The sequence below is a fragment of the Marinactinospora rubrisoli genome (assembly GCF_042664915.1).
GTDB classification, from domain to species: Bacteria; Actinomycetota; Actinomycetes; order Streptosporangiales; family Streptosporangiaceae; genus Marinitenerispora; species Marinitenerispora rubrisoli.
Genome location: NZ_JBHTBH010000004.1, coordinates 198,351 through 219,984, shown reverse-complemented (window position 1 = coordinate 219,984; position 21,634 = coordinate 198,351). Strand labels below are relative to the sequence as shown.

The following is a 21,634-nucleotide window of genomic DNA, read 5'->3' as shown; positions in this document are numbered from 1 at the left end:
GGGGTCAGGGCAGCGGCGGGCGGTCGCCGCTCCACGGGCGGGCCTCTTCGAAAGCGTGCGCGGCGGCGAGGACCAGCGCGTCGGCGTGCCGGGGACCGACGATCTGCAGGCCGACCGGCAGTCCGGCGCGGGTCCGGCCGCAGGGCACGCTGGCCGCCGGCTGCTGGGTCATGTTGAACGGATAGCTGAACCCGGCCCAGCTCGTCCAGCGCCGGTGCGGGGAGGTCGACGGCACCTCGCGGCCGGCCTCGAAGGGAACGATGGGCACCGCCGGGGTGAGCAGCAGGTCGTGCCGCTGGTGGAAGCGGCCCATGCGCTCGCCCATCGCCATGCGGGTGGCCATCGCGGTGAGGTACCGCTGCGCGGAGTGGCCCAGCCCCTCCTCGATGACCTCGCCGAGCCCGGGGTCGAACAGCTCGCGGCGCTCGGCGGGGACGTTCTCGGTCGCCTTGGCCGCGCCGGAGAACCAGAGCACGTGGAAGTCCTCGACGCAGTCGGCGAACCCGGGGTCGGCCCGCTCGACGTGCGCGCCCAGCTCCTCGAACACGCCCACGGCCGCGGCGACGAGCTCGGCCACCTCCGGATCGACGTCGACGTAGCCGAGCGTGGGGCTGTACGCGACGCGCAGCCCGCGCACCGGCCGCCGCAGCGCCTCGGCGAAACCGGCCGCCGGCGGCGCCAGAGCCGACCAGTCACGCGGGTCCGGCCGGGTGATGACGTCCATCATCAGCGCGGCGTCGGCGACGGTGCGGGTCATGGGGCCGGTGTGCGCCAGCGTGCCGAAGGCGCTCGCCGGGTAGTGCGGCACCAGGCCGTAGGTGGGCTTGAGCGCGAACGTTCCGGTGAACGCGGCCGGAATGCGCACCGATCCGCCGCCGTCGGTGCCGGTGGCGAGCGGCGCCATGCCGGTCGCCACGGCGGCCGCGGAGCCGCCGCTGGAGCCGCCCGGGGTGGTGGCGGGGTTCCACGGGTTGCGGGTGATCCCGGTGAGCGGGCTGTCGGTGACGCCCTTCCAGGCCAGCTCGGGCGTGGTCGTCTTGCCGACGAGCACCGCCCCGGCCTCGCGCAGCCGGGCGACCACCGGAGAGTCCTCCGGCCACGGCTGGCCGGGGTCGACGGTGCGCGAGCCGCGCAGGGTGGGCCAGCCGCGGGTGAGGTGGATGTCCTTGACCGCCGCCGGGACGCCGTCCAGCGGCCCCTGTGGCGCGCCGGCACGCCAGCGCCGCTCGGACTCGCGGGCGGCGGCGCGGGCCTCCTCAGGACGGACCAGGCAGTAGGCGTTGAGCGTCGGGTTCCACTGCTCGATGCGGTCCAGGACCGCGTCCGTCGCCTCGACCGGCGACAGTTCACCGGCGCGGTAGCGGGCGAGCAGTTCGGTCGCCGGCAGGTCGGCCGGGGAGGCGGGTTCGGACGTGCGCCCCGCGGTGGGGGCGGCGTCGTGGGCCGGCTCGCCGGTCCTCGCCTTGCTGCTCACTGGCGGCCTCTCTTCCGTTCGGCGCGGTTGTCAGGGTCCCGAGACGTATCCGCGCCGCTTGTCGACGACGTTGCGCAGTTCGCGCCCGCCGACGAAGCGGCGCAGGTTGTCCGCGAACAGGGTGACCAGTTCGTCCCGCCAGCCGACGACGTCGCCGGACATGTGCGGGGAGACGATCACGCCGGGCAGCTCCCACAGCGGGGAGTCGGCGGGCAGCGGCTCGGTCTCGAAGACGTCGAGGCCCGCCCCGGCGAGCCGGCCGGAACGCAGCGCGTCGACGAGGTCGCGCTCCACGACGAGCTGGCCGCGGCCCACGTTGATCAGCCGTGCTCCGGGGCGCATCCGGGCGAACAGCGCGGCGTCCGCCAGTCCGCGAGTGCCGGGGGTCAGCGGCGCGGCGAGCACGACGTAGTCGGCGCGGCCGAGGGCGGCGGCGAACGGGCCGGCGGCTGCGGACCCGGCGACCGGCCGTTCGGTGGCCACGACGGTGCCGAAGTCGGGATCGTCGCTCCGGGCGGTCCGGCCGGCGCCCTCGACGGTCATCCCGACCGCGGCGAGCCGGCGCGCGATGGCGCGGCCGATCGGCCCGGTGCCGATGACGAGCACGTGCCGTCCACCGACGCGTTCGGTCTCGCGGTGCCGCCACGTGCGGCGGCGCTGCAGGTCCAGCGTGGTGGGAAGGTCCTTGGCGAAGGCGAGGACGGTGCCCAGGACGTACTCGGCGATGGGTTCGTCGAAGACTCCGCGGGAGTTCGTCACGACGACGTCGCTGCCGACGAGGCCGGGGAACATCAGGTTGTCGACCCCGGCCGTGGCCGCGTGGATCCAGCGCAGCGCGTCGGCCTTGGCCCAGGCGGCGGTGACGGCCTCGGAGAACAGCTCCCACACGAACAGCGCCTGCGCGCCCGGCAGGACGTCCGGCAGCGCGTCGGCGGTGGCGTAGCGGACGGAGGCGACACCGGGGACGTCCTCGAACCGTTCCCGGCCCGGCGGGAGGTCGGCTCCGTGCAGGACGACCAGGTCGACGTTGTGCGGCGGCTGGCTGCTCACAGGTGCGGCTCCCCAGGGACGGCGTGGACGGCCGGTGTCCGGGCTCCGTGCTCCCCGGTGATCCTTCCCGCCGGAGACGGATGTCCCGCCGCCGCGCCAGCTGCCGGCCACCGGCGTCGCGAAGCGATTGCCACGCTAGGGAGCGGTCGTAGGATTGTCAACAATTTCAGGGCCACCCGGCTGCGGGGGATGCCGCGGCGACCGGGAACCGGCATGGCGCGGCCACCGTCCAACCCAGGCCGCTGTCCCTGTCCCGCGCCGGAGTCGCCGTGCCCTTTCTCGACCTGATGGCCAACATTCTCTTCATCCCGCTCGCCATCACCGGACTCGTTCTCCTGCCACGCCTCGCGCCGGAGCGCCGGGGCCTGACGGCGACGGCCATGGTGCTATTCGTGCTGTTCGCTCTCGCCCGGTTCGGCATGTTGATGGTGCCGCCCCCACTTCGTTATGCCGGAACGACCGATGTCGCGATGACAGCGGTCTCGATCCTGGCGAGTCTGCTGATGGGTGCGGCCATCGTGCTGCTCATCGTCGCGGCGTGCCGCCGGCCCGCCGCCGCGCGCCCGCACCCGCCGGTCGCCCCTCCTCCGCCGGGACCGGCTCACCCGGCGCCCGGGCCGTCGTACGGCGGCCGACCGACCACCCCGCCGCCGGCCGCCCGCTGACCCCACCACCAAGGAACCGACGATGAGCTACTTCCTCAGCACCCTGCTCGGCATGGTCAGCGGGCTGTTTTCCACCCTGGTCTTGCTGTTCGCCGGAGGGTTCGCCCTGATCTGGGCCGGCCGCGCCCCGGCCGGGCGCGGGCTCGTCCGGTCCGCCGGCGCCCTCCTGCTCGTCGACGCGCTGGTCAACCTGGGCAGGACGATCCTCTTCGCCCTGGCCAACTACCCTGGCCGGCACCAGGAGGCGTCCGTCGACCTGGTCATCCTGCTGGCCCCGTTCCTGAACGTCGCCTCCAACGCGGCGCTGATCGGGGCGGTCATCCTGCTGCTGGTGGCGGTGGTGCGCGGAAGCCGCCGGGCGCCTGCCGGCCGCCCGGCACCCGGCATTGCGCCGCAGCCGCCCGGCCCGCAGCCGCCCGGGCCTTGGACGCGGTAGCCGGACGGGCGTCCCCACCGGGGAAGCCGCTGGCCGGTGCCCGCGCGCGGGCACCGGCCAGCGACGCTTCGGGATGGGCGCCATGGTGGGGTTACCTCGAACGGAAGACTTATGTAACGAAGATGTAACAGCAACGCATTTCTCAGGCATTGACACGCGGATTCGCGATCGTATGATTGTCAACAATCCACGGCTCCACCTGGCGTGGTCAAAGTTGACAGTGTTCTCCCTGACCTCGCCTCTCTGGGCGAGTCCCCGGCCGGTGTCACCGGCGGGTCCCGGCACGTCGAACCGCGCGCCGGATTCTCACGGCCGTCATGGCCGCTCTGTGTCTACACCCGTCTCACATGCCCGAGAACGAAAGGGCCGGTTCAAGAATGCCCAGGTACCTGACCATCAGCCTGGAAAAGCGCGGCGTGAGCTGCGTCGCGGAGCTGCTCGACAAGGACGCGCCCCGCACCTGCGACGCGGTGTGGAACGCGTTGCCGCAGGGCGGCGACATCTACCACGCCAAGTACGCCCGCAACGAGGTGTACACGATGGTCCCCCGGTTCGCCGCCGAGGAACCGGGCCAGGAGAACCCCACGGTGACCCCCATTCCCGGCGACGTCGTGTACTTCTCCTTCCCCGGTGGCATGCTCGACCGCCGGTTCAAGGAGGAGAAGGGCATCCACGAGCTGCCCGGCGTCATCGACCTCGCCATCTTCTACGGACGCAACAACCTGCTGCTCAACGGTGACGTCGGCTGGGTGCCCGGCAACGTCTACGCCACGATCGTCGAGGGCCTGGACCGCATGGCGGAGGCCTGCAACGACGTGTGGCGGTCCGGCAGCATCGGCGAGCGCCTCATCTACGAGCGGCGTGGAGAGTAACGGTCCCACCCGCGGGTGCGGACCCCAGGAGAAGGCCCTGCTGAGGGCGTCGACGAAAACAAGCCGAGAAGGAGGTGAGTGACCAATGCGGACCGATCGGCCGGCCAGTGTGTCACTGAGCGGCATGGACCAGGGAGAGCGGGTCATGACCACGAACGCGGCGCCGACGGAGTTCGGCGCGGACGCCGGCACGCCGCCGGGCCCCGCGCGGCGGACCGACCCGACCGCTGCCGCGCTGCTGGGGACGGCCGCGCTCGTGCCCGACGGCACCGCGTGGCACGCGGACGAGTTCGTGACCGCCCCGGACGGCCCGGTACCGCCGGCGCCCCCCGCGGCACCGGTCTCCGCGGCCTCCGGTACGGCGGCGGTGCCCGTCGAGGTGCCGGGCAGCGCCGGCGAGCGGGTCAACGTGACCGCCAAGGACAACATCATCGAGATCTCGGCCTTCGCCCAGCCGCCCGGCCAGTCCGGCATCGGCCTGGTGGCTCCCTTCGACTTCGCGCTCGACCGCGAACTGTGGCGGTGGACCCCGGACGACGTCTCGCTGTACCTGACCCGGCTGCCCTACGTCCCCGTCCCGGTGACGGTGGAGATGGCCGCCGCGCTCAGCGACGGCGACAAGGTCCGCCGCGCCACCCGCGACGTGCTCGCGCCGGAGCCGCTGGTCGTGGGGTACGCCTGCGCCTCCGGCAGCTTCGTCGACGGCACGGCCGGGGAGAAGCGGCTGCAGGCCAGCATGCTGGACGCCGGCGCACCCGCCGCGGTCACCACCTCCGGAGCACTGATCCGGGCCCTGGAGGCCCTGGAGGCCCGCCGGATCGCCGTGGTCACTCCGTACGTGGACACGGTGACCGAGCGGTTGCTCGGCTTCCTCGGCGAGCACGGGATCGACACGGTGTCCAGTGTCGGCCTGGGCCTGCTCAACCACATCTGGAAGGTCACCTACTCGGAGGTCGTCGAGGCGGTCCGCGACGTCGACCGCCCGGACGCCGAGGCGGTGTTCATCAGCTGCACCAACGTCCTCACCTACGACATCATCGCGCCGCTGGAGCGCATGCTCGGCAAGCCCGTGCTGGCCGCCAACCAGGTGACGATGTGGGCGGCGCTGCAGTCGATCGGCCGCAACGCCGTGGCGGCCGACCAGTGGCTGGTCTCCGCGACCAGCCGCACCGCGGCCTGATCCCGGCCTCAGGTTCACCACGAGAGATTGAAGGAGGGTCCATGGGGGCCACCGCCGGTTTCCTGTACCCCGGGTACAGCGCCGAGGACGACTACCCGGCGTTCCAGCGGCTGCTCGGCGACGACGTGACGCTGCGCCTGGTGCACACCCTTATGCGCGAGGACGCGCACCGGGTCGACGCCCTGCTGGACGTGGGCGGCCCGGACGTGCTCGCCGAAGGCGCGCGCACCCTGCGGGAGCAGGGCATCGACGCCATCGTCTGGGCCTGCACCAGCGGCAGCTTCGTGTTCGGCTGGGAGGGCGCCGCCCGGCAGGTGGCCGGGGTCCGCGAGGTGGCGGGGGTACCGGCCTCCAGCACGTCGTTCGCGTTCGTCAACGCGCTCCGGCACCTCGGGCTCGCCCGGGTGGCCATCGCCGCGACCTACCCCGACGATGTGGCACAGCGGTTCGTGGAGTTCCTGCGCGACGGCGGGGTCGAGGTCACCTCGATGGCCAGCCGCGGCATCGTGACCGCCGCCGAAGTGGGCACCCTGCCGGCCGCGGACGTGCTCGGCTTCGTCGCCGGCAACGACCACCCCGACGCCGAGGCCGTCCTCGTCCCGGACACCGCGCTGCACAGCGCCGGCATCCTGGACGCGCTGGAGGAGCGCCTCGGCAAGCCCGTCCTGACCGCCAACCAGGTGAGCGTGTGGGAGGGGCTGCGGCTGGCCGGCGAGACGTCGGCCCGGTCCGGCCTCGGCACGCTCTTCCGTACCGGATCCCCCGTCGCGGCGTGACGCCGCGGCGTACCCACCGCGGGGCCGGCCGCCGATCGACGGCCGGCCCGCTGCGGTTAGGGTCGTAACCCCCGAAATCTCCCCGACCAATTCAAGAGAGGCGCAGTCCACGTCATGAGTGCTCCAGGTGAACTCGAACCCGTTCCCCGGGAGTCGACCGCGGCCCTCATCGCCCAGCAGCTGCGAATGGCCATCATGCACGGTTCCCTCAGCCCGGGCGACCAGCTCGGCGAGACCGAGCTCGCCGGCCGCCTCGGCGTGAGCCGGGGACCGCTGCGCGAGGCGATGCAGCGGCTGGTGCAGGAGGGCCTGCTGCGCAGCGAACGGCATCGCGGCCTGTTCGTCATCGACCTGACGACCGAGGACGTCCGTGACGTCTACACGGCACGGCTGGCCATAGAGCGCTGTGCCTGCGAGCTCATCATGCGCGGCAACCGCGGTGAGGCGCTGGCCCGCCTCACCGCCGCGCTCACCACCCTGGTCGCCGCGGCCGAGACCGGCGACCGCACGGCCATGAGCGACGCCGACCACGCCTTCCACCAGACCCTGGTCAGTTGCTCCGGCAATTCCCGGCTGGAGCGGATGGCCGAGACCCTGCTGGTCGAGACGCGGATGTGCCTGACGGTGATGCAGGACGTCTACCCCGAGCCCGCCGAACTCGTCGACGAGCACCAGAAGCTGGTGGACGCCATCGCCGACGGCGACGAGCGGCTGCTGCTGCGGCTGATCGAGGGCCACATGATGGACACCGTCGAACGGATCAACGAGGCGGACGACCGGTCCGGCAGCGACCCGGGAGGGGCGCGCGCCGTCTCGGGGTGAATCCGGTCCGGTGCCGCCGCCTGCCGCGGGGGGACCGCTACCCGTTGGCCTGCTCGCAGTACCTGGCGGCCGCGTAGAAGAGCTGCCGGTGGTCGACATCGGCGCCGTCGAGGAAGCCCCGGCCGAAGGCGGCGAGAACCGGATCGCGGCTGGCGGCGAGGGTGGCGACTCCGTCCTCCGGATCGAGCACATCGAGCCGGAAGGTGGAAGTGCTCGACACCCCCGCCCACGTCGCCAGTGCCGTCTCGCACGTGGCGTCGCGGCCGACCGACTCGGGTTCCACCCGCGCGGCCAGCTCCGCCCGCCGCTCGGCCGGCAGCGCCGTGTCCTCCAAAGGCGCGCCGATGGCGCTGAGCGCCACGACGGCGAGCGGAACCGAGAAGGCCAGCACGGTGCTGACGGCGTGCCCCGTGCCCGGGCGCCGTGGAGCGCGGTCGGCGTGAGGCGGCGTCCCCCGCCGGGCGAGCAGCCTTCGCAGACCCGAGCCGGCGGCGGCGCACACGGCGCAGAGCCCGAGCAGCAGGGGGAGCGCGACCCAGACGACCTGCTCCACGGAGTAGGAGGTCAGCATGGCCAGCCCCACACCGCCCCAGCAGGAGAGGGAGGGGTCCGCGGCGAGACAGGGGACGCTTTCGGCCGCCCCCAGGATGACGGGGGGCAGCAGCACGACCACCGTGAACGCGAACACGACGCCGGCGCACAGGGCCGCGCCCAGGCGACCGCGCCCGCCGGCCCACGCCCCCAGCCCGGCACTGGTGCCCATGGCAAGAAGGACGCAGCAGGCGAGGGCATAGTCCAGCACGGTGGAGAAGCCGGGGCCGGTGGCCCGCACCCCCTGGCCGACGGTCACCCACGCCAGCAACGCCGCCTGTGCGGCGGCGACCGCCGCCGCCCCGATGACGGGAAGCAGCGGACGCACCGCCGGTCCGCGCGTGTCGGGCCGGAGGATCAGCCCGGTGAAGGTGAACACCGCCGCACACCCGACCGCGACGGGCAGGGCCCAGGACAGGACGGCGGTCATGGCGGCGATGCGCACCGTGTACCAGTCCCAGCCGCCGGGCCCGGCGCGGATGGCGCTGTCGAAAATGACCCACAGCGCGAACACGCACCCGAACACGACCGCTGCGCAGCACAGCCCGGCGGCGCACGCCGCGCGCCGGCGCTCGGTGGCCGCGAGCCAGACACGGGCGCTCAGCGCCGCCCACCTCAGGAGCACGACGCACAGACCCCACAGCACCAGGTACGAAACGACGCCCTGGACCGGGAACGCGGCCAGCAGGCCGAGCCAGCTGCCAACGCCCACCACCGGCAACGAGTAACCGAGCAGGGTGCCTCCGGCGAGCACCGCGGCCGGCCCGCTCCAGCGGCGCGCACCGTCCGGGTCCGCGTGCACCGCGTTCCACCCGACCGCCGCCACCAGCGCGCCCACCGGCGCGCCCAGCAGCATCGCCACCGCGGCGCCGCCCACATTCAGTGCCCCGCCGTCGGTCGCGACGCGGCCGACCGTGCCCAGGTGCGCCTGAAGCGCTCCCAGTAATATGCCCGCGAACGCGAGGTCGGCCAGGCTCACCGTGGCGAGGCGGCGCGGGTCGTCGAGCATCCGGAGCCGGAAGGCGGGCGAGGGATGGTAGCTGCGGAGTCCGCGCCACCAGCGCCGCCACGGCCCGGCACGGGATGCGGGTCCGGGCCGGGAAAGGATCGCACGCAGCGCCCGGTCACTCCGCCAGGCGTAGGCGGCGCGCACGTCGGCGTAGTGCTCGCGGGTGCGCAGCACCCGGGCGCGGATCGCCTGGAGCAGCAGGAGCGCGATGGCCCCCATGAACAGCGGCGCTTGGAGAACGACCAGGTTCCCCGTGGCCTGCCCGGTCGCTAGCGCGACGATCGTCAGGAACGTGTAACTGGGCAGCAGCGGTGCGATGAGGAGCAGGGAGGCCCACCACGCGGCCATGGTCAGGTAGGTGAGGTCCACGTCGCGGTTGCGCAGATGGGCGATCTCATGCCGGAGCACCGCACGCGGCGGTTCGTCCAGCCCGCCGTCGGCCCGCTCCGCGAGCAACGACGAGTCGACCGCCAGCCGGTACCTGCCCAGCGCCCCGAAGACGCGCGCCCCGCCCGCCCTTCCCTGGGTGGTCAGCACGCGGACCCGCTCCGACGCGCCGTCCAGTCCGGTCTCCGCCTCCGCGCGGGCGGCCCGCACCACGGGATCGTCCGCCGCTCTGCGGGGGCGCAGCCGGAGTTCCAGGGCGATCGGCCACAGCAGGTAGCCGACCACGGTGAGGAGTGCCCAGATCGGCCCGGCGCCCATCATCCAGGCGATCGTTTGGCCGCGGTTGCGCGCGTAGCAGTCGAGGAAACCGTCGAGGACCGCACGGTCGGAGAGAACCGCCGCGCCGGTGCGGGCCGCCTCCTCGCAATCGGCCATGCTGAGCCCCGCGAACTCCGCTCCGGCCGTGATCGCGAGCGGGAGGTAGAAGAATCCGATGTACATGGCGCCGACGGCAGCGGCCAGGATGAGCAGGAAGAACCGGATGCTGGTGGCGGACGGCAGCAGGAACGGGTCGTATCGGCCGGGTGTCGCCGCCTCAGCCGCCGGATTCGGCACCGGATCCGCCGTCCACGGCGCGGGGAGCGGTGAGTTCGGCGACGACCGCGCGCGTCAGTTCCGCCGCCTGTTCCGGTGGCAGACCGGCCCGCACGCAGTACGCGGTGAGGGCCGCGGCGATGTGGGGCAGCTGGTCGGGGGCCGGCACGGGAAGCGCGGTCTCGGGCGCGACCGGCTCCGCCCGCCGGATCCGCAGGCGCACGGCGATGCGGCGCCACGCCCGGTCCCACCAGGGGCGCAGCACGTCGGTGAGGGTGCCCTCCGCCAGTTCGTGGAGCGCGCCCAGCACGATGCCGGTGATCGCACCGACGACGATCTCGCCGAACCCGAGCGGGTTGTCCTCCGCCCGGTTCGCCCGCCCCCGTTCGAAGTACTCGTCCCGGACCCACGGATAGTGCGCGGTCTCCTCCGGCGCGACCTGGGCCACGACCCGCTCCGCGACGAAGTCGAGGGTGGGGGCCCACCCGCTGTGGCGCGACGCGTCGGGCATCTGACCTCGCCTCCCGATCGGGTGCCGGAGCACTCACGCTATGCGGTGTGTTTCGATCTCGGCAGACTTTTCGCGGGGTTGGCGGAAACCGGCCACCGCACGGCCGGATGCGGCGCCCGGCCGGTGCACGGCCGCACTCCGGACCTGGCGGCGGTGGGCACGATCTCGTTCCGGTCGGCGACCGACCGGACGAATGCCGCGGCCTCCAGATCCCGCCGGTCGTCCACCTGGATGTGCTTCAGAGGGGGACAGCGGGCTGACGTGCCGCTTGTCGCGGTACGTGCACGGCGGCCGACCCGCGAAGGCGTCCGTGCCCCTGATATGGGCCGGACTCGACACCGGCAAGGCCCACCACCACCGCGTGGTCGTCGCAGACCACGGCCCACGACCGCGAACGGCGAGACCGCACGCCTGGACGTGATCCGCGACGTCCCGGCCCTGAACTCCGCCGCCCTATGGGCGACGGACCTCGACCACGGCAGTGCCGTCCTGCTCACCGGCCCGCTCCTGGATCGCGCCGACCGGTGACCTACCTGACCGGCCGTGCCGTACAGCGCGCGTCGGCCCCCTACCGGGGCGAGGGCGAGACCGGCACCCGCGACGCCTTCGTCTCCTCTTCTTCCGCAGCGGGTACGGGGCCTCGCCCGTCCTTCACCGGCGCAAGCTGCGATCACCCGACCTGGCGGTCGCGGCCGGCGAGGAAACCCGCCGCGAGCTGCAGCAGCATGAGCAACGCCATGAGCCCGAGCGGTGCCTGCCAGTCGCCGCTGTGCTCGTAGAGAACGCCGACGATGATCGGCCCCGGAATCGACAGCAGGTAGCCGGTGCTCTGCGCGAAGGCCGAAAGCCGGGTCACCGTCTCGCCGTCCCTGCCGCGCATCCCGATCATCGTCAAGGCCAGCGGGAACGAGCAGTTGGCCACCCCGAGCAGCACCGCCCACAGCCAGGGCGCGGCCGTCGGCGCCGCCCACAGGCCGGCGTAGCCGGCGAGTCCGAACAGCCCGAGCGCCACGGCGATCCCGCTCTGGTTCGGCAGCCGCCCGGCGACGGCGCCCAGCACGTACGCGAGCGGGACGCCGAGCAGTGAGGTCAGCGCGAACAGCAGGCCGGCCGTCTCCGCGCCGAGCCCCGCGTCGCGGAACATCTGCGGGAGCCACCCGATCACGATGTAGGCGGCGGTGGCCTGCAGACCGAAGTACGCGGCGAGCGCCCAGGCCACCGGTTCGCGGACGAGGCGGCGGCCGGGCGCGCGGTCCGGCGGGCTCGTCGGCGGGACGGCCGCACCCGCCGTCCGGGCGGCGGCCGGGCGCTGCCGGGCGAGGGCGGCCCAGGCGGGCACGGCGACGGCGGCGAGCAGCGCCCAGGCCGCCAGCCCCATTCGCCAGTCGCCGCCGAGCGCGCCGGTCAGCGGGACGGTACCGGCCGCGGCGGTCGTGGCGCCGAGGTTGAGGCACGTGGTGTACAGGCCGGTCATAGCGCCGACCCGATCGGGGAACCGCTGTTTGACGACGACCGGCAGCAGGACGTTGGTGACCGCGATCCCGGCGAGCGCGAGCACGCTGACCGTGACGAACAGCGCGGTGTTGCCGGTGAGCGGGCGCAGGGCCAGCCCGGCCGCGATCGCCGCCATGCCGAGGGCGACGACGGCGGCGGCCCCACGCCAACGGGCCAGCCGGGGTGCGGCGGGGCCGACGAGCGCGAAGCACAACGCCGGCAGGGCGGCGAGCAGCCCGGCGGAGGTGGCGTTCATGCCGATGCCGGCGCGCACCTCTTCGAGCACCGGTCCGAGGCTGGTGACCGCCGGGCGCAGGTTGACGGCGGCCAGCACGAGGGCGGTCGCGGCGAGCAGGTACCCGCCCGTGGACCGGTCGAGGCGGCGGGACGGTCGTACGCGGCGTAATCCGTCATCGAAGGAAGACACCGAAAAAGCATAGAATCATAGAATGAATCTTCCCGCGGTCCCCCGCCGCACCGGACTGTCCGACCAGGTCATCGTGCGGCTGCGTCAGCAGATCACCTCCGGCGCGTGGCCGGTGGGCTCCCGTATCCCCACCGAGCCGGAACTCGCGGAGCAGCTCCGGGTGGCCCGCAACACCGTCCGGGAGGCCGTGCGGGCGCTCTCCCACAACGGGCTGCTGGACATCCGCCAGGGATCGGGCACCTACGTGGTGGCGACCAGTGAACTGGCCGGGGTGATGCGGCGCCGCTTCGCCGCCGCCGAGCGGCGCGACGTCATCGAGCTGCGCGGCTCCCTGGAGGCGACGGCCGCGGGGCTGGCCGCTGAGCGGCGCATGGCCGAGGACCTGCGGCGGCTGACGGACCTGCTGGACCGGCGCGAACGGGCCTGGGAGTCCGGCGACCGGGACGCCTTCGTGACCGCCGACGCCGCCTTCCACCTGGCGGTGGTCGCCGCCTCCCACAACGAGGTGCTGGCGGAGCTGTACGCGGACCTGGGCGAGGTGGTCCGGGACTCGCTGCGCGACCACTTCGGCGCCGGACTCCGGCCGGACGAGTACCTGGACCACGCGCGGCTCCTCGACGCGATCCGCGCCGGGGACGCGGGTGCGGCCGCCGCCGAGGCGGCGTCCCACACGTCGGGGTGCCGGGCCGGCCGGTGACCGGCCGGCCCGGCTCTGGTCACCGGTACCCGGTCACGTCGGCGGGCTTCCCGGCGTCCTGCACCTCCACCACGTACCGCCAGCTGTCGGGCTGCGAGCCGTCGAGGTCGGTGAAGCCGTACACCTGTGCCAGCCCACCGCTGGACAGCGACGACCCGTTCCAGCGGGCGACCTCCGGGTCGGCGGCGAGCGCGGCCACCGCGCGGCCGACGAAGCGCGGGGTCTCGGATATGGCGAAGTGCGGCTCCCGCTGGAGGGCGTCCCGCCAGGTCTCCTCGGTGACCCCGAAGTGGTCCAGCATGAGCTCCGAGCGCATCCACCCCGGCGTGAGCGCCACGGCCGTGGCGCCGCGCGAACCCAGTTCGTGGCCGAGGGCGAAGGCCATGCGCAGCACGGACGCCTTGGCGAGGTCGTAGAAGAACGACACCCGGTAGTTCCGCGCGTTGTATTCGGCGGTTCCGTCGGTCATTTCCACGACCAGCCCGCCGGGGCGGCGCAGCAGCAGCGGGAGCGCGTGGTGGCTGGTGATCGCGTGGGTGTCCACCGCGAGCCGGAGCAGCCGCAGCCCGCTGTCGAGGTCGTGCTCCCACACGGGTGCGTCCCAGTCGAACAGCAGCTCGCCGCCCCAGATGTCGTTGACCAGCACGTCCAGCCGCCCCTGCTCGGCGTCGATGCGATCCACGAGCGCTCGCACCTGCTCCGGGTCCAGGTGGTCGGTGGGCACCGCGACGCCGTGCCCGCCCGCGGCGGTGACGAGGTCGGCGGTGTCCTCGATCGTTTCGGGGCGGTCGTACTCCGAGCGCCGTTCGCGGGTGCTGCGGCCGGTCACGTAGACGGTCGCCCCCGCCGCGCCGAGTTCGACGGCGATCCCCCGTCCCGCTCCCCGCGTCGCGCCCGCGACCAGAGCGACCTTGTCCTTGAGCGGTGCTGACATCCGACTCCTCGTGTCCGTGTTCCTGCTGATCACGATGCCCTTCCGGACATCGCACGGCCGATGCTGACAGCCACCGCCTGACACCTTCTGTCAGTCACCGGCCGGGAACCGGCGAGATCCGCACGCCCGGCCGGCGTTGACACGTCGTCGGCACGGCGGTTATAACGGTCGGCGTGCAGCGCGGCGCCGGCCGAGAGCAGTGGGCAGGCCGGTGGCCGAGCGGGCACCATGTACGAAGGGACGACGCCATGATGAGCTCGCGCTCCGCACTCCGCGCCTGACGTAAGCGCCTGTCCGCGCGTCGTTCCCTATCCGTTTCCTCCGGGCGGTCGAGTACCCCCGTGTGACGTCATCCCGCCAGGCCATCGACGGCTGCCATTCCCGGCGGCCGGATGCCGTGGCGGCTCCGATCGGCGTCCGCCCTCCGGGCGAGGGTCCACGCGCGCCGTTGCGCCGTGCGCGCACCACCTGACCACCATCACCGCGGCCCGCCGCGGTCCCTCGCCTTCTCCCAGGAGTTTCACACCGTATGCCCACGTCCTTCGCGTCCTTCAACCAGTCGATCATCGACGAGTTCCGCCGCAACGGCGGAAAGGTCGGTGGCCCGTTCGAGGGCGGCGACCTGCTGCTGCTCACCACCACCGGCGCGAAATCCGGAACCGAGCACACCGTCCCGCTCGGCTACGTCCGCTACGGCGACCACCTGCTGATCGTCGGCTCCGCCGGCGGCGCCGACCGCCACCCCGCCTGGTACCACAACGTGCTCGCGCACCCGATGGTGCGGGTGGAGATCGGCACCGAGACGTTCGGCGCCGTGGCGGTCCCCGCCGAGGGCGCGCGCCGTGACGCCCTGTTCGAGCACGTCGTGCGCGCGGCCCCCGGCTACGCCGACTACCAGGCCAAGACCGCCCGGGTGATCCCGGTGGTCGTCCTGGAACGCTCCCAGCCCGAGGCGGAGGCGGACCTGCCCCCGGCCGCGAACCTCGCCGAGAAGCTCGTGGAGATCCACCGCTGGCTGCGTTCACAACTCGACCACGTCCGTGCGGAGGCAGAGGCGCACTTCACCGCCCGGGCGGCCCACCCGAGCGGGGACGCACCGCCGCCCGGCCTCGGCCTGCAGATCCGGCAGCACTGCCTGGCGTTCTGCGAGTCCCTGGAGTACCACCACACCAGCGAGGACGCCGGAATGTTCCCCGCCCTCGCCGAACAGCACCCCCACCTGCGCGAGACCGTCGCCCGGCTCCGCGAGGAGCACCGGACCGTCGAGCGGATCAGGGGAGAACTTCTCGCCCTGCTTGCCGACATCGGAACGGCCGACCCGGACCGGTTCCGCGTGGAACTCGACCGGATGACGGAGGAACTGACCGCCCACTTGGACTACGAGGAGGAGGCGCTGTTCCCGGTCCTGGCGGAAATCCCGTTCCCGCCGGTGGCGCGGGAGGCGACCGCGTCCTGAGTCATGGCGGTGGGGTGGTGACGGGCGTTCGCGGCCGTCACCACCCTGAGGCCGTGACGCCGGGCCGACCGCGGCCATGGGAAATCCACCACGTGTCCGCGTCTCCTGGGCCAAGATCAAGGGCGGAGGTACAAGGTCGGGGAGGCAGACGGGTGAGTGCGCGGAGCATGCCGACGTTCATCGACATGCCGGCCGACTGCGCGAGGTCGGCAATGCTTCTGGAGAGCGAGGAGCACTCCGATCGACGCTACGTCATCTGCTGGACCTGCAAGGGGAGCGGAAAACTTTGAGCACGCTCGACGCGCTGTCCTCCTACAGCGGTCGCGAATCCGACTGCGTCGAGTACGCCCCCTCCCCCACCGAGTGGTCCGCCTTCCTCACCGCCGTCAAGCACCGCCACCTGTAACAGACGCCAGGCCGCGGGTCACTCCACCTCGTCGGTCCCGTCGCTCTCGTCGGCCTCATCCAGTCTGCGGACCGCCATGGCGGTCTCCACCCCGTCGTCATGCAGCACGTGGCGCATCCGGCCGACGTCGATGAAGGCCCCGCCGAGGGGATGCTCCGCCAGGCGCGAGATCGCGGTCGCGAACTTGGCCATCGACGTCCTGCCCGGGATGAAGATCGACAGCTCGTCCCGGGCCTCGAAGGTCCGCACTTCGAGGTCGCCCGGCAGCGCTGCGGCGTCCGCGACCGGAACGTTGACCAGCAAGTCCGGCCCTCCCGCGGTGAGCCCCTTTCTCTTCTGCTCCGGGGTCTCCATGGCCCAGGCCCACCACGGAGTCCCCGACACGGTGGCTCCGCTCGACCGCACGGCCGCGACCAACTCCCGGACGGCGGCCGTGAGGACGGCATCGGCCGCGTCCCAGTCGTAGGGCTCCTGCCCGACCAACGAGCCGGGCACGAGCCTGGACACCACGGTCATCTCCGGTGCGTGGCGCAGGCGCGGCTCCGGCCTCGCTCTGAGGAGTTCGCACGCGTCGCTGATCGCCTCGTCCTGGGCCTGCCGCTGCCGCTGTACCTCGCTGACATGCTGGTGCAACAGGGCGGAGGCCGTATCCGGTTCATCGAGAGCGCGCCGGACGAGCTTGACGCTCATTCCCGCGCCGCGCAGCGCGGTGATCAGCGCGGCCTGCTCGACCTGGTCGAAGGTGTAGGAGCGGTATCCGGTCTGCTCATCGACCTCGGCCGGGACGAGCAGCCCCTCGGAGTGGTAGAAGCGCAGGGTCTGCGGCGACAGGAGGCACATTTCGCTGAAGTCGCTGATGGAGAGCATGGCACCAGGTTCGCCCTTCCAGTAACCACAAGGTCAAGCGCGGCGCCCGCGTCCAGCGTCACCGCATGACCGCTTTCGGTCACCCTGCGCCCGCTGTCCGGTTCGGATGCGGCGCGACTCGATCCCGGTGGAATACTCGAATCACAGGGCGGTGCTCCACGTGGAGCACCGCCCTGCATGACGACATCTCGATAAGCGGGTGCCTGGCGGTGACACGTTGGACAAGCTGATCGATCCGGATGCCATCCCCGTTCCGGAGGTTGACCCGGACGCGATCGAGGAGGCGGGCCGCAGTCTCAAGGCCGACGGAGAGGCGGTCGCCCAGTCCGGTCACGACATCAACGACACCTGGCAGGGGCTGTCGGGGGCCTATGTCGCCCCCGAGTCCGAGACGCTACTTGCGGCCGTGAGTCCGGTGGCCACCGCCGGCGACGACTTCGCCGAGGCCACGGCGACCGTGGGCAACGCGCTCATGGACTTCGCCGAGGAGATCCGGCCGATCATCCAGGAGCTGAAGGGCTACCGCATCCAGGCCCGGGAGCTGGTGGCGGATGTCGACGGCGATCCGGATTGGCGTGCGAACGAGGACTTCGTTGATCGCAACAACAGGCTGAACTTCTGGGTGTTGTCCGCCCAGAACAGGTACATGGAAGCGGAGCGCACCTGCGCGAACGCGATCACGGGCCTCTTCGGCGGCACCACGTTCGTGGGCGCCGACCCCGGCGGGAACACCGCGCTCAAGGACGGTCAGGAAGAGTACGGCTACGACGGGTTGTCGGCGTACGCGTACTACGGCGAGACGCCGTGGGGGACCTACCAGGAGCAGGACCTGCCCTGGTTCATGGACGCCTGGGACGGCGTCAAGGACTGGGCTCTGGGCACGGCCGAGGACGTCGGCGGCGCGCTGGGCGTCTACGGCGAGAGCGGGTGGTTCATAGCCGGTCATACGCGAGAGAACCTCGCCGCCTACTGGCCCGAGACCCTCCGGGGCGCCTTCTCGTTGACCGGCCTCTACTCCCAGAGCCGTGGCCTGGAAAGCCCGCTTTCAGGCCATTGGTGGGAGAACTTCTCGACGGCTTGGGAAGGGGTCGCACACGCGTACGTGCCGTGGCGGGAGTGGGACGACCGCCCCGGATACGTGGTCACCCAGGCGACCATCAACATCGGCCTGACATTCGCGGGCGGATTCGGCGCGGCCAGGAGTGTGTGGCACGGCATGCGGGGCGCGAGTCACGGCCACCACGACAGCGGGCTCGACGCCGACGGCTCCGAGACGCCATCCATGGCGTCCAGGCCGTCACACGCTACCGAGGACCCGGCCGGACTCCCGACCACCCGCGATCTCCAAATTGCGCTGGCCGAACTGAAGCTCGACAACGAGCAACTGGCAGGGCTGGACCGAACGCTGGACGACGCGGCGAACCTCCGCGACCGGCAACCGGTTGTGATGGGTGGGCGACAGCCCACCGACATCCACGCCTCCGCTTCCCCTGACGCAAGCAGCCCGCGAACCACCGGCGGTGACCGGGACAGTGCACCGGTGACTGATGGCCAACCGGGTATGGGAACGGATACATCCGGTCGCCTCCCGCAACAGGGGACGGATGGCGTCACGCAGCACCGAGGGACCGAGGGGGACAGCCGCCCCGACCAACTCGATGGCAACGGCGGGCCACTGCCCAGCGGCGGCGACGGCACGCCACCGGCGGACCGTCCCGGCGCCGGGAACGGCGACGGGGATAGCGTGGGCCAGCCGCCCGTCGGAGATCGCGTCCCGAACTACGATGGCGATCGTCTGGATGCCCAGGGCGTGCAGACGCGAGACGTCTCTTCGGAGGGAGACGTCGATGCGGGCGCTCTTGGCCGTTCTCCGGAGGAGCACCACCGAGACGGGGCCGGACAGCAAGAAAGGGACGCGGACCAGGACGTCACCTTCTCCGAGGACGAGGTACGGGAGCTCGCGCTTGAAATCCGCGACGGCGCCGCGCCTCCCGCGAATTCCCTAGGGGTTGAGGCTCTGCGCGAAGCCCTGGACGCGCCAGAACTGAGAGGGGCGAACAGAATCAAGCCGAAGAGCAACGCGGCCATCATGCGGTTCGAGATTGAGGGTATGGAGCCGCAGACCACTGCGGCGGCAAGTGGAAGAGCCATCAAGAACGATGGGCTTGTTCAGACACCAGATGACAGGATATTCTCCGCAAACCCAAGAAGCCAGTTTGATTCGGAAGCTAAGCTACTAGAAGATCTAGCCACACGACTTCCGGATAACCCGCGAGGTTCTATCGAACTCTACACAGAGCGACCACCATGCAGTTCATGTCGGCGCGTCATCACTCAGTTCCGAGCCCAATTTCCTCAAGTTGACATTAAGGTGACATGGGGACAGAACAACGTGGTCGCTTTGGACACCCGCAGAGGATACGTGGACCCGTACACGTCGCGCTACGATGCTGAAGATAACCCTCAAGACAAGCTGTGGGTCATCAACCAACTTCCCAGGACAACCCAACAGCACGACATGAAGACTTGGCTCAAGTACAACCAAGACATGGACACCACTCAATGAATGAAGAATTTCCCGAGATCGACCAGATAATCGACAGAATCATTGAGGCCGGGCTTGCCAAGCGAGAGTTGATCGAGCCTTGCTCCGATGACGAAGTTGCACAACTGCAGCAGCTCCAGCCAAGCGTCACCCTACCCTCCGACTATATTTACTTCATGAAGAAGGCCGGAAAAATCCCCATAAGATACTTCAACGTCGCACTCAGCATCAGACCCGCCCTGTTCGCCGTCGACACCGCAGAAGAGATGATCGACAGTGACAATAATTTCGATCTCTCAGACAAGCTATTCATAGGGCTATACAAATTTGACGCGGTCTATTATTTCAAAAAGGGCGAGAGTGGCGTTTACTGCTTCGACGAGGTCGAAGAACTAAAGGAAGCGGACACGTTCACCGAATTCCTTAAAGAGCAGACTGACATTTCAATACGAGACCACATTGGCGCGATTGAATTTGCGAACATGTTCAAGAACACAAAGCCATAAGGAAGAACTCGACCGGCTGGATCTCGGCTTGAGCCTTTGATCCGCAGCAACTCACCGATCCGCGTCCGGCTGCTGCCCGCCACCCACCGAGCACTTCACCGCCGTCGGCGCGCTCGATGCGGGGCACACCGATCAAGTGACCAGGGCGGCGCGCACCGTGATGGCGGCGATGGTCCAGAACGCCGCGCGCCCGCCGCACCGGCCACTGGCGCCCGGCCGCCCACGGACGGCCAGGCGCCCACGGACCGGAAGGCTCACACGCCCCCGATCCCCACATACTTCGTCTCCAGGAACTCGTCAATGCCGACCCGGCCGCCCTCGCGGCCCAGCCCCGACTGCTTCACGCCGCCGAACGGTGCCGCCGGGTTCGAGACGATGCCCTGGTTCAGCCCCACCATGCCCGTCTCCAGCGCCTCGGAGACCCGGAACGCCCGGCCGAGGTCCTGGGTGAACACGTAGCTGACCAGCCCGAACTCGGTGTCGTTGGCCTCGGCGATGGCCTCCTCCTCCGAATCGAACGGGATGATCGGGGCGACCGGCCCGAAGATCTCGGTGTGCGACAGCCTGCTCTCCTGCGGGACGTCGGCGAGCACCGTCGGCCGGTAGAAGTACCCGGCGCCGTCGCCCGGCCCGCCGCCGACCAGGACCTTGGCGCCGCGGCCGACGGCGTCGTCCACCAGGCCCTGCACCTTGCGGCGGGCCTTGTCGTCGATGAGCGGCCCCACCTGGACGCCGTCCTCGGTGCCGCGGCCGATACGCAACGCGCCCATGCGCTCGCTGAGCCGGCGGGCGAACTCCTCGGCGACGCCGGCCTGCACGTACATCCGGTTGGCGGCGGTGCACGCCTCGCCGATGTTGCGCATCTTGGCCTGCATGGCGCCGTCCACCGCCGCGTCCAGGTCGGCGTCGTCGAAGACCACGAACGGGGCGTTGCCGCCGAGCTCCATGGACGTGCGCAGCACCTGGCCGGCGCTCTGTTCCAGCAGCAGGCGTCCCACGGCGGTGGAGCCGGTGAAGGACATCTTGCGGATCCGGCCGTCGCGCAGCAGCGGCTCGGTGACCGGACCTGGGTCGGTGGTGGGGAGGACGCTGAGCACACCGTCGGGCAGGCCGGCCTCGCGCAGGATGTCGGCGAGGGCGAGCGCGGACAGCGGCGTCTGGTGGGCCGGTTTGAGCACCATCGTGCAACCGGCGGCGACGGCCGGGCCGATCTTGCGGGTGCCCATGGCCATGGGGAAGTTCCACGGGGTGATGAGCATGCTGGGCCCGACTGGCTGGCGCATGATGAGGAAGCGGGCCTGGCCGTTGGGCGAGATGGAGAAGCCGCCCTCGATCCGTACCGCCTCCTCGGCGAACCAGCGGAAGAACTCCGCCGCGTAGCCGATCTCGCCCTTGGCCTCGGCGAGCGGCTTGCCCATCTCCAGGGTCATGATCAGGGCGAGGTCGTCCTGCCGCTGAATGAGCAGGTCATAGGCGCGGCGCAAGATCTCGCCGCGCTCGCGCGGCGGGTGCTTGGCCCAGCTCGGCTGCGCGGCGGCGGCCGCGTCCAGCGCGGCGAAGGCGTCGTCGGTGCCGGCGTCGGATACCTCGCACAGCACCGCGCCGGTGGAGGGGTCCTCCACCTTGAACGTGGCGCCGGAGGCGGCGTCGCGCCACCGGCCGCCGATGAAGAGCTGCTTGGAGACCTGGTCGATGACCTGTGCCTCGCGGTCTGCCGCGGTCATGGTTTCTGCGTCCCCTTCCGGGTTCGAGTCTCGCGGGGGGCTCCGGGGGCCGCTGCCCCCGAACGCGTCCCGCTGGTTACACGCCTTCCCCGCCGCCCCGGAGGTTAACGGGCGACCGCGGGGCATCCGTCACGGCAGGGCCACCCTGGACACCCTCCCGAAGGGGTGGTCCCATGGCCCTGCGGCCCGGTAGATTGTCAACAATCCTACG

Annotated in this window: 19 protein-coding genes; 11 read left to right on the top strand and 8 right to left on the bottom strand. The window is 71.4% G+C overall.

Going from position 1 to position 21,634, the window contains the following annotated elements:
- Positions 1–4: 4 nt before the first annotated feature.
- Positions 5–1,474 (bottom strand): amidase, encoded by a 1,470-nt coding sequence (locus ACFQRF_RS10060; RefSeq protein WP_379870720.1) that lies wholly within the window; start codon positions 1,472–1,474, stop codon positions 5–7.
- Between the two features lie 30 nt (positions 1,475–1,504).
- Positions 1,505–2,524 carry a D-2-hydroxyacid dehydrogenase gene (locus ACFQRF_RS10055; RefSeq protein ID WP_379870719.1) on the bottom strand — a complete coding sequence of 340 codons (1,020 nt, stop codon included), beginning with the start codon at positions 2,522–2,524 and terminating at the stop codon, positions 1,505–1,507.
- 269 nt (positions 2,525–2,793) lie between these two features.
- Between ACFQRF_RS10055 and ACFQRF_RS10050 the strand changes: the two genes are divergently transcribed.
- From ACFQRF_RS10050 to ACFQRF_RS10025, 6 genes are all read left to right on the top strand, one after another.
- Complete coding sequence (locus ACFQRF_RS10050; protein ID WP_379870717.1) at positions 2,794–3,189, top strand: hypothetical protein; 396 nt, start codon at positions 2,794–2,796, stop codon at positions 3,187–3,189.
- Between the two features lie 22 nt (positions 3,190–3,211).
- Positions 3,212–3,625, top strand: coding sequence for a hypothetical protein (locus ACFQRF_RS10045; protein WP_379870716.1), 414 nt, complete (start codon positions 3,212–3,214; stop codon positions 3,623–3,625).
- A 377-nt stretch (positions 3,626–4,002) separates the two neighbouring features.
- Positions 4,003–4,497, top strand: coding sequence for a DUF3830 family protein (locus tag ACFQRF_RS10040; RefSeq protein ID WP_379870715.1), 495 nt, complete (start codon positions 4,003–4,005; stop codon positions 4,495–4,497).
- Between the two features lie 379 nt (positions 4,498–4,876).
- A complete protein-coding gene (locus ACFQRF_RS10035) occupies positions 4,877–5,677 on the top strand; it encodes a maleate cis-trans isomerase family protein (RefSeq protein WP_379870996.1) in 801 nt (266 codons plus the stop codon).
- A 41-nt stretch (positions 5,678–5,718) separates the two neighbouring features.
- Positions 5,719–6,453, top strand: coding sequence for a maleate cis-trans isomerase family protein (locus ACFQRF_RS10030; RefSeq protein WP_379870713.1), 735 nt, complete (start codon positions 5,719–5,721; stop codon positions 6,451–6,453).
- Between the two features lie 114 nt (positions 6,454–6,567).
- A complete protein-coding gene (locus ACFQRF_RS10025) occupies positions 6,568–7,275 on the top strand; it encodes a GntR family transcriptional regulator (protein ID WP_379870712.1) in 708 nt (235 codons plus the stop codon).
- Between the two features lie 37 nt (positions 7,276–7,312).
- On the opposite strand, the gene ACFQRF_RS10020 is transcribed toward ACFQRF_RS10025, so the two are convergent.
- From ACFQRF_RS10020 to ACFQRF_RS10010, 3 genes are all read right to left on the bottom strand, one after another.
- Positions 7,313–9,877: a M48 family metalloprotease gene (locus ACFQRF_RS10020; protein WP_379870710.1), complete on the bottom strand. Its 2,565-nt coding sequence runs from the start codon at positions 9,875–9,877 to the stop codon at positions 7,313–7,315.
- Positions 9,858–10,367: a hypothetical protein gene (locus ACFQRF_RS10015; RefSeq protein WP_379870708.1), complete on the bottom strand. Its 510-nt coding sequence runs from the start codon at positions 10,365–10,367 to the stop codon at positions 9,858–9,860. Before ACFQRF_RS10015 ends, ACFQRF_RS10020 begins: the two co-directional genes overlap by 20 nt.
- A 670-nt stretch (positions 10,368–11,037) precedes the next feature.
- Positions 11,038–12,288 (bottom strand): MFS transporter, encoded by a 1,251-nt coding sequence (locus ACFQRF_RS10010; protein ID WP_379870707.1) that lies wholly within the window; start codon positions 12,286–12,288, stop codon positions 11,038–11,040.
- A gap of 22 nt (positions 12,289–12,310) precedes the next feature.
- On the opposite strand from ACFQRF_RS10010, the gene ACFQRF_RS10005 reads away from it, so the two are divergent.
- On the top strand, positions 12,311–12,985 hold the full coding sequence (locus ACFQRF_RS10005) for a FadR/GntR family transcriptional regulator (RefSeq protein ID WP_379870705.1): 675 nt from the start codon (positions 12,311–12,313) through the stop codon (positions 12,983–12,985).
- A gap of 19 nt (positions 12,986–13,004) precedes the next feature.
- Here ACFQRF_RS10005 and ACFQRF_RS10000 read toward each other — a convergent pair whose 3' ends face one another.
- Positions 13,005–13,919, bottom strand: coding sequence for an SDR family oxidoreductase (locus ACFQRF_RS10000; protein WP_379870704.1), 915 nt, complete (start codon positions 13,917–13,919; stop codon positions 13,005–13,007).
- A 529-nt stretch (positions 13,920–14,448) separates the two neighbouring features.
- Between ACFQRF_RS10000 and ACFQRF_RS09995 the strand changes: the two genes are divergently transcribed.
- Complete coding sequence (locus ACFQRF_RS09995; protein ID WP_379870702.1) at positions 14,449–15,375, top strand: nitroreductase/quinone reductase family protein; 927 nt, start codon at positions 14,449–14,451, stop codon at positions 15,373–15,375.
- Between the two features lie 286 nt (positions 15,376–15,661).
- Complete coding sequence (locus ACFQRF_RS09990) at positions 15,662–15,781, top strand: DUF397 domain-containing protein (RefSeq protein WP_379870701.1); 120 nt, start codon at positions 15,662–15,664, stop codon at positions 15,779–15,781.
- An 18-nt stretch (positions 15,782–15,799) separates the two neighbouring features.
- On the opposite strand, the gene ACFQRF_RS09985 is transcribed toward ACFQRF_RS09990, so the two are convergent.
- A complete protein-coding gene (locus ACFQRF_RS09985) occupies positions 15,800–16,648 on the bottom strand; it encodes a MerR family transcriptional regulator (RefSeq protein WP_379870699.1) in 849 nt (282 codons plus the stop codon).
- A 217-nt stretch (positions 16,649–16,865) separates the two neighbouring features.
- On the opposite strand from ACFQRF_RS09985, the gene ACFQRF_RS09980 reads away from it, so the two are divergent.
- Complete coding sequence (locus tag ACFQRF_RS09980) at positions 16,866–19,214, top strand: deaminase domain-containing protein (protein ID WP_379870698.1); 2,349 nt, start codon at positions 16,866–16,868, stop codon at positions 19,212–19,214.
- The gene (locus ACFQRF_RS09975) at positions 19,211–19,699 is read left to right on the top strand and encodes an SMI1/KNR4 family protein (protein ID WP_379870697.1); all 489 of its coding nucleotides are present in this window, start codon (positions 19,211–19,213) and stop codon (positions 19,697–19,699) included. The genes ACFQRF_RS09980 and ACFQRF_RS09975 overlap by 4 nt, the downstream gene beginning before the upstream one ends.
- A gap of 254 nt (positions 19,700–19,953) precedes the next feature.
- Here the strand turns inward: ACFQRF_RS09975 and ACFQRF_RS09970 are convergent, their stop codons facing one another.
- Positions 19,954–21,423 (bottom strand): NAD-dependent succinate-semialdehyde dehydrogenase, encoded by a 1,470-nt coding sequence (locus tag ACFQRF_RS09970; RefSeq protein WP_379870695.1) that lies wholly within the window; start codon positions 21,421–21,423, stop codon positions 19,954–19,956.
- Positions 21,424–21,634 lie beyond the last annotated feature (211 nt).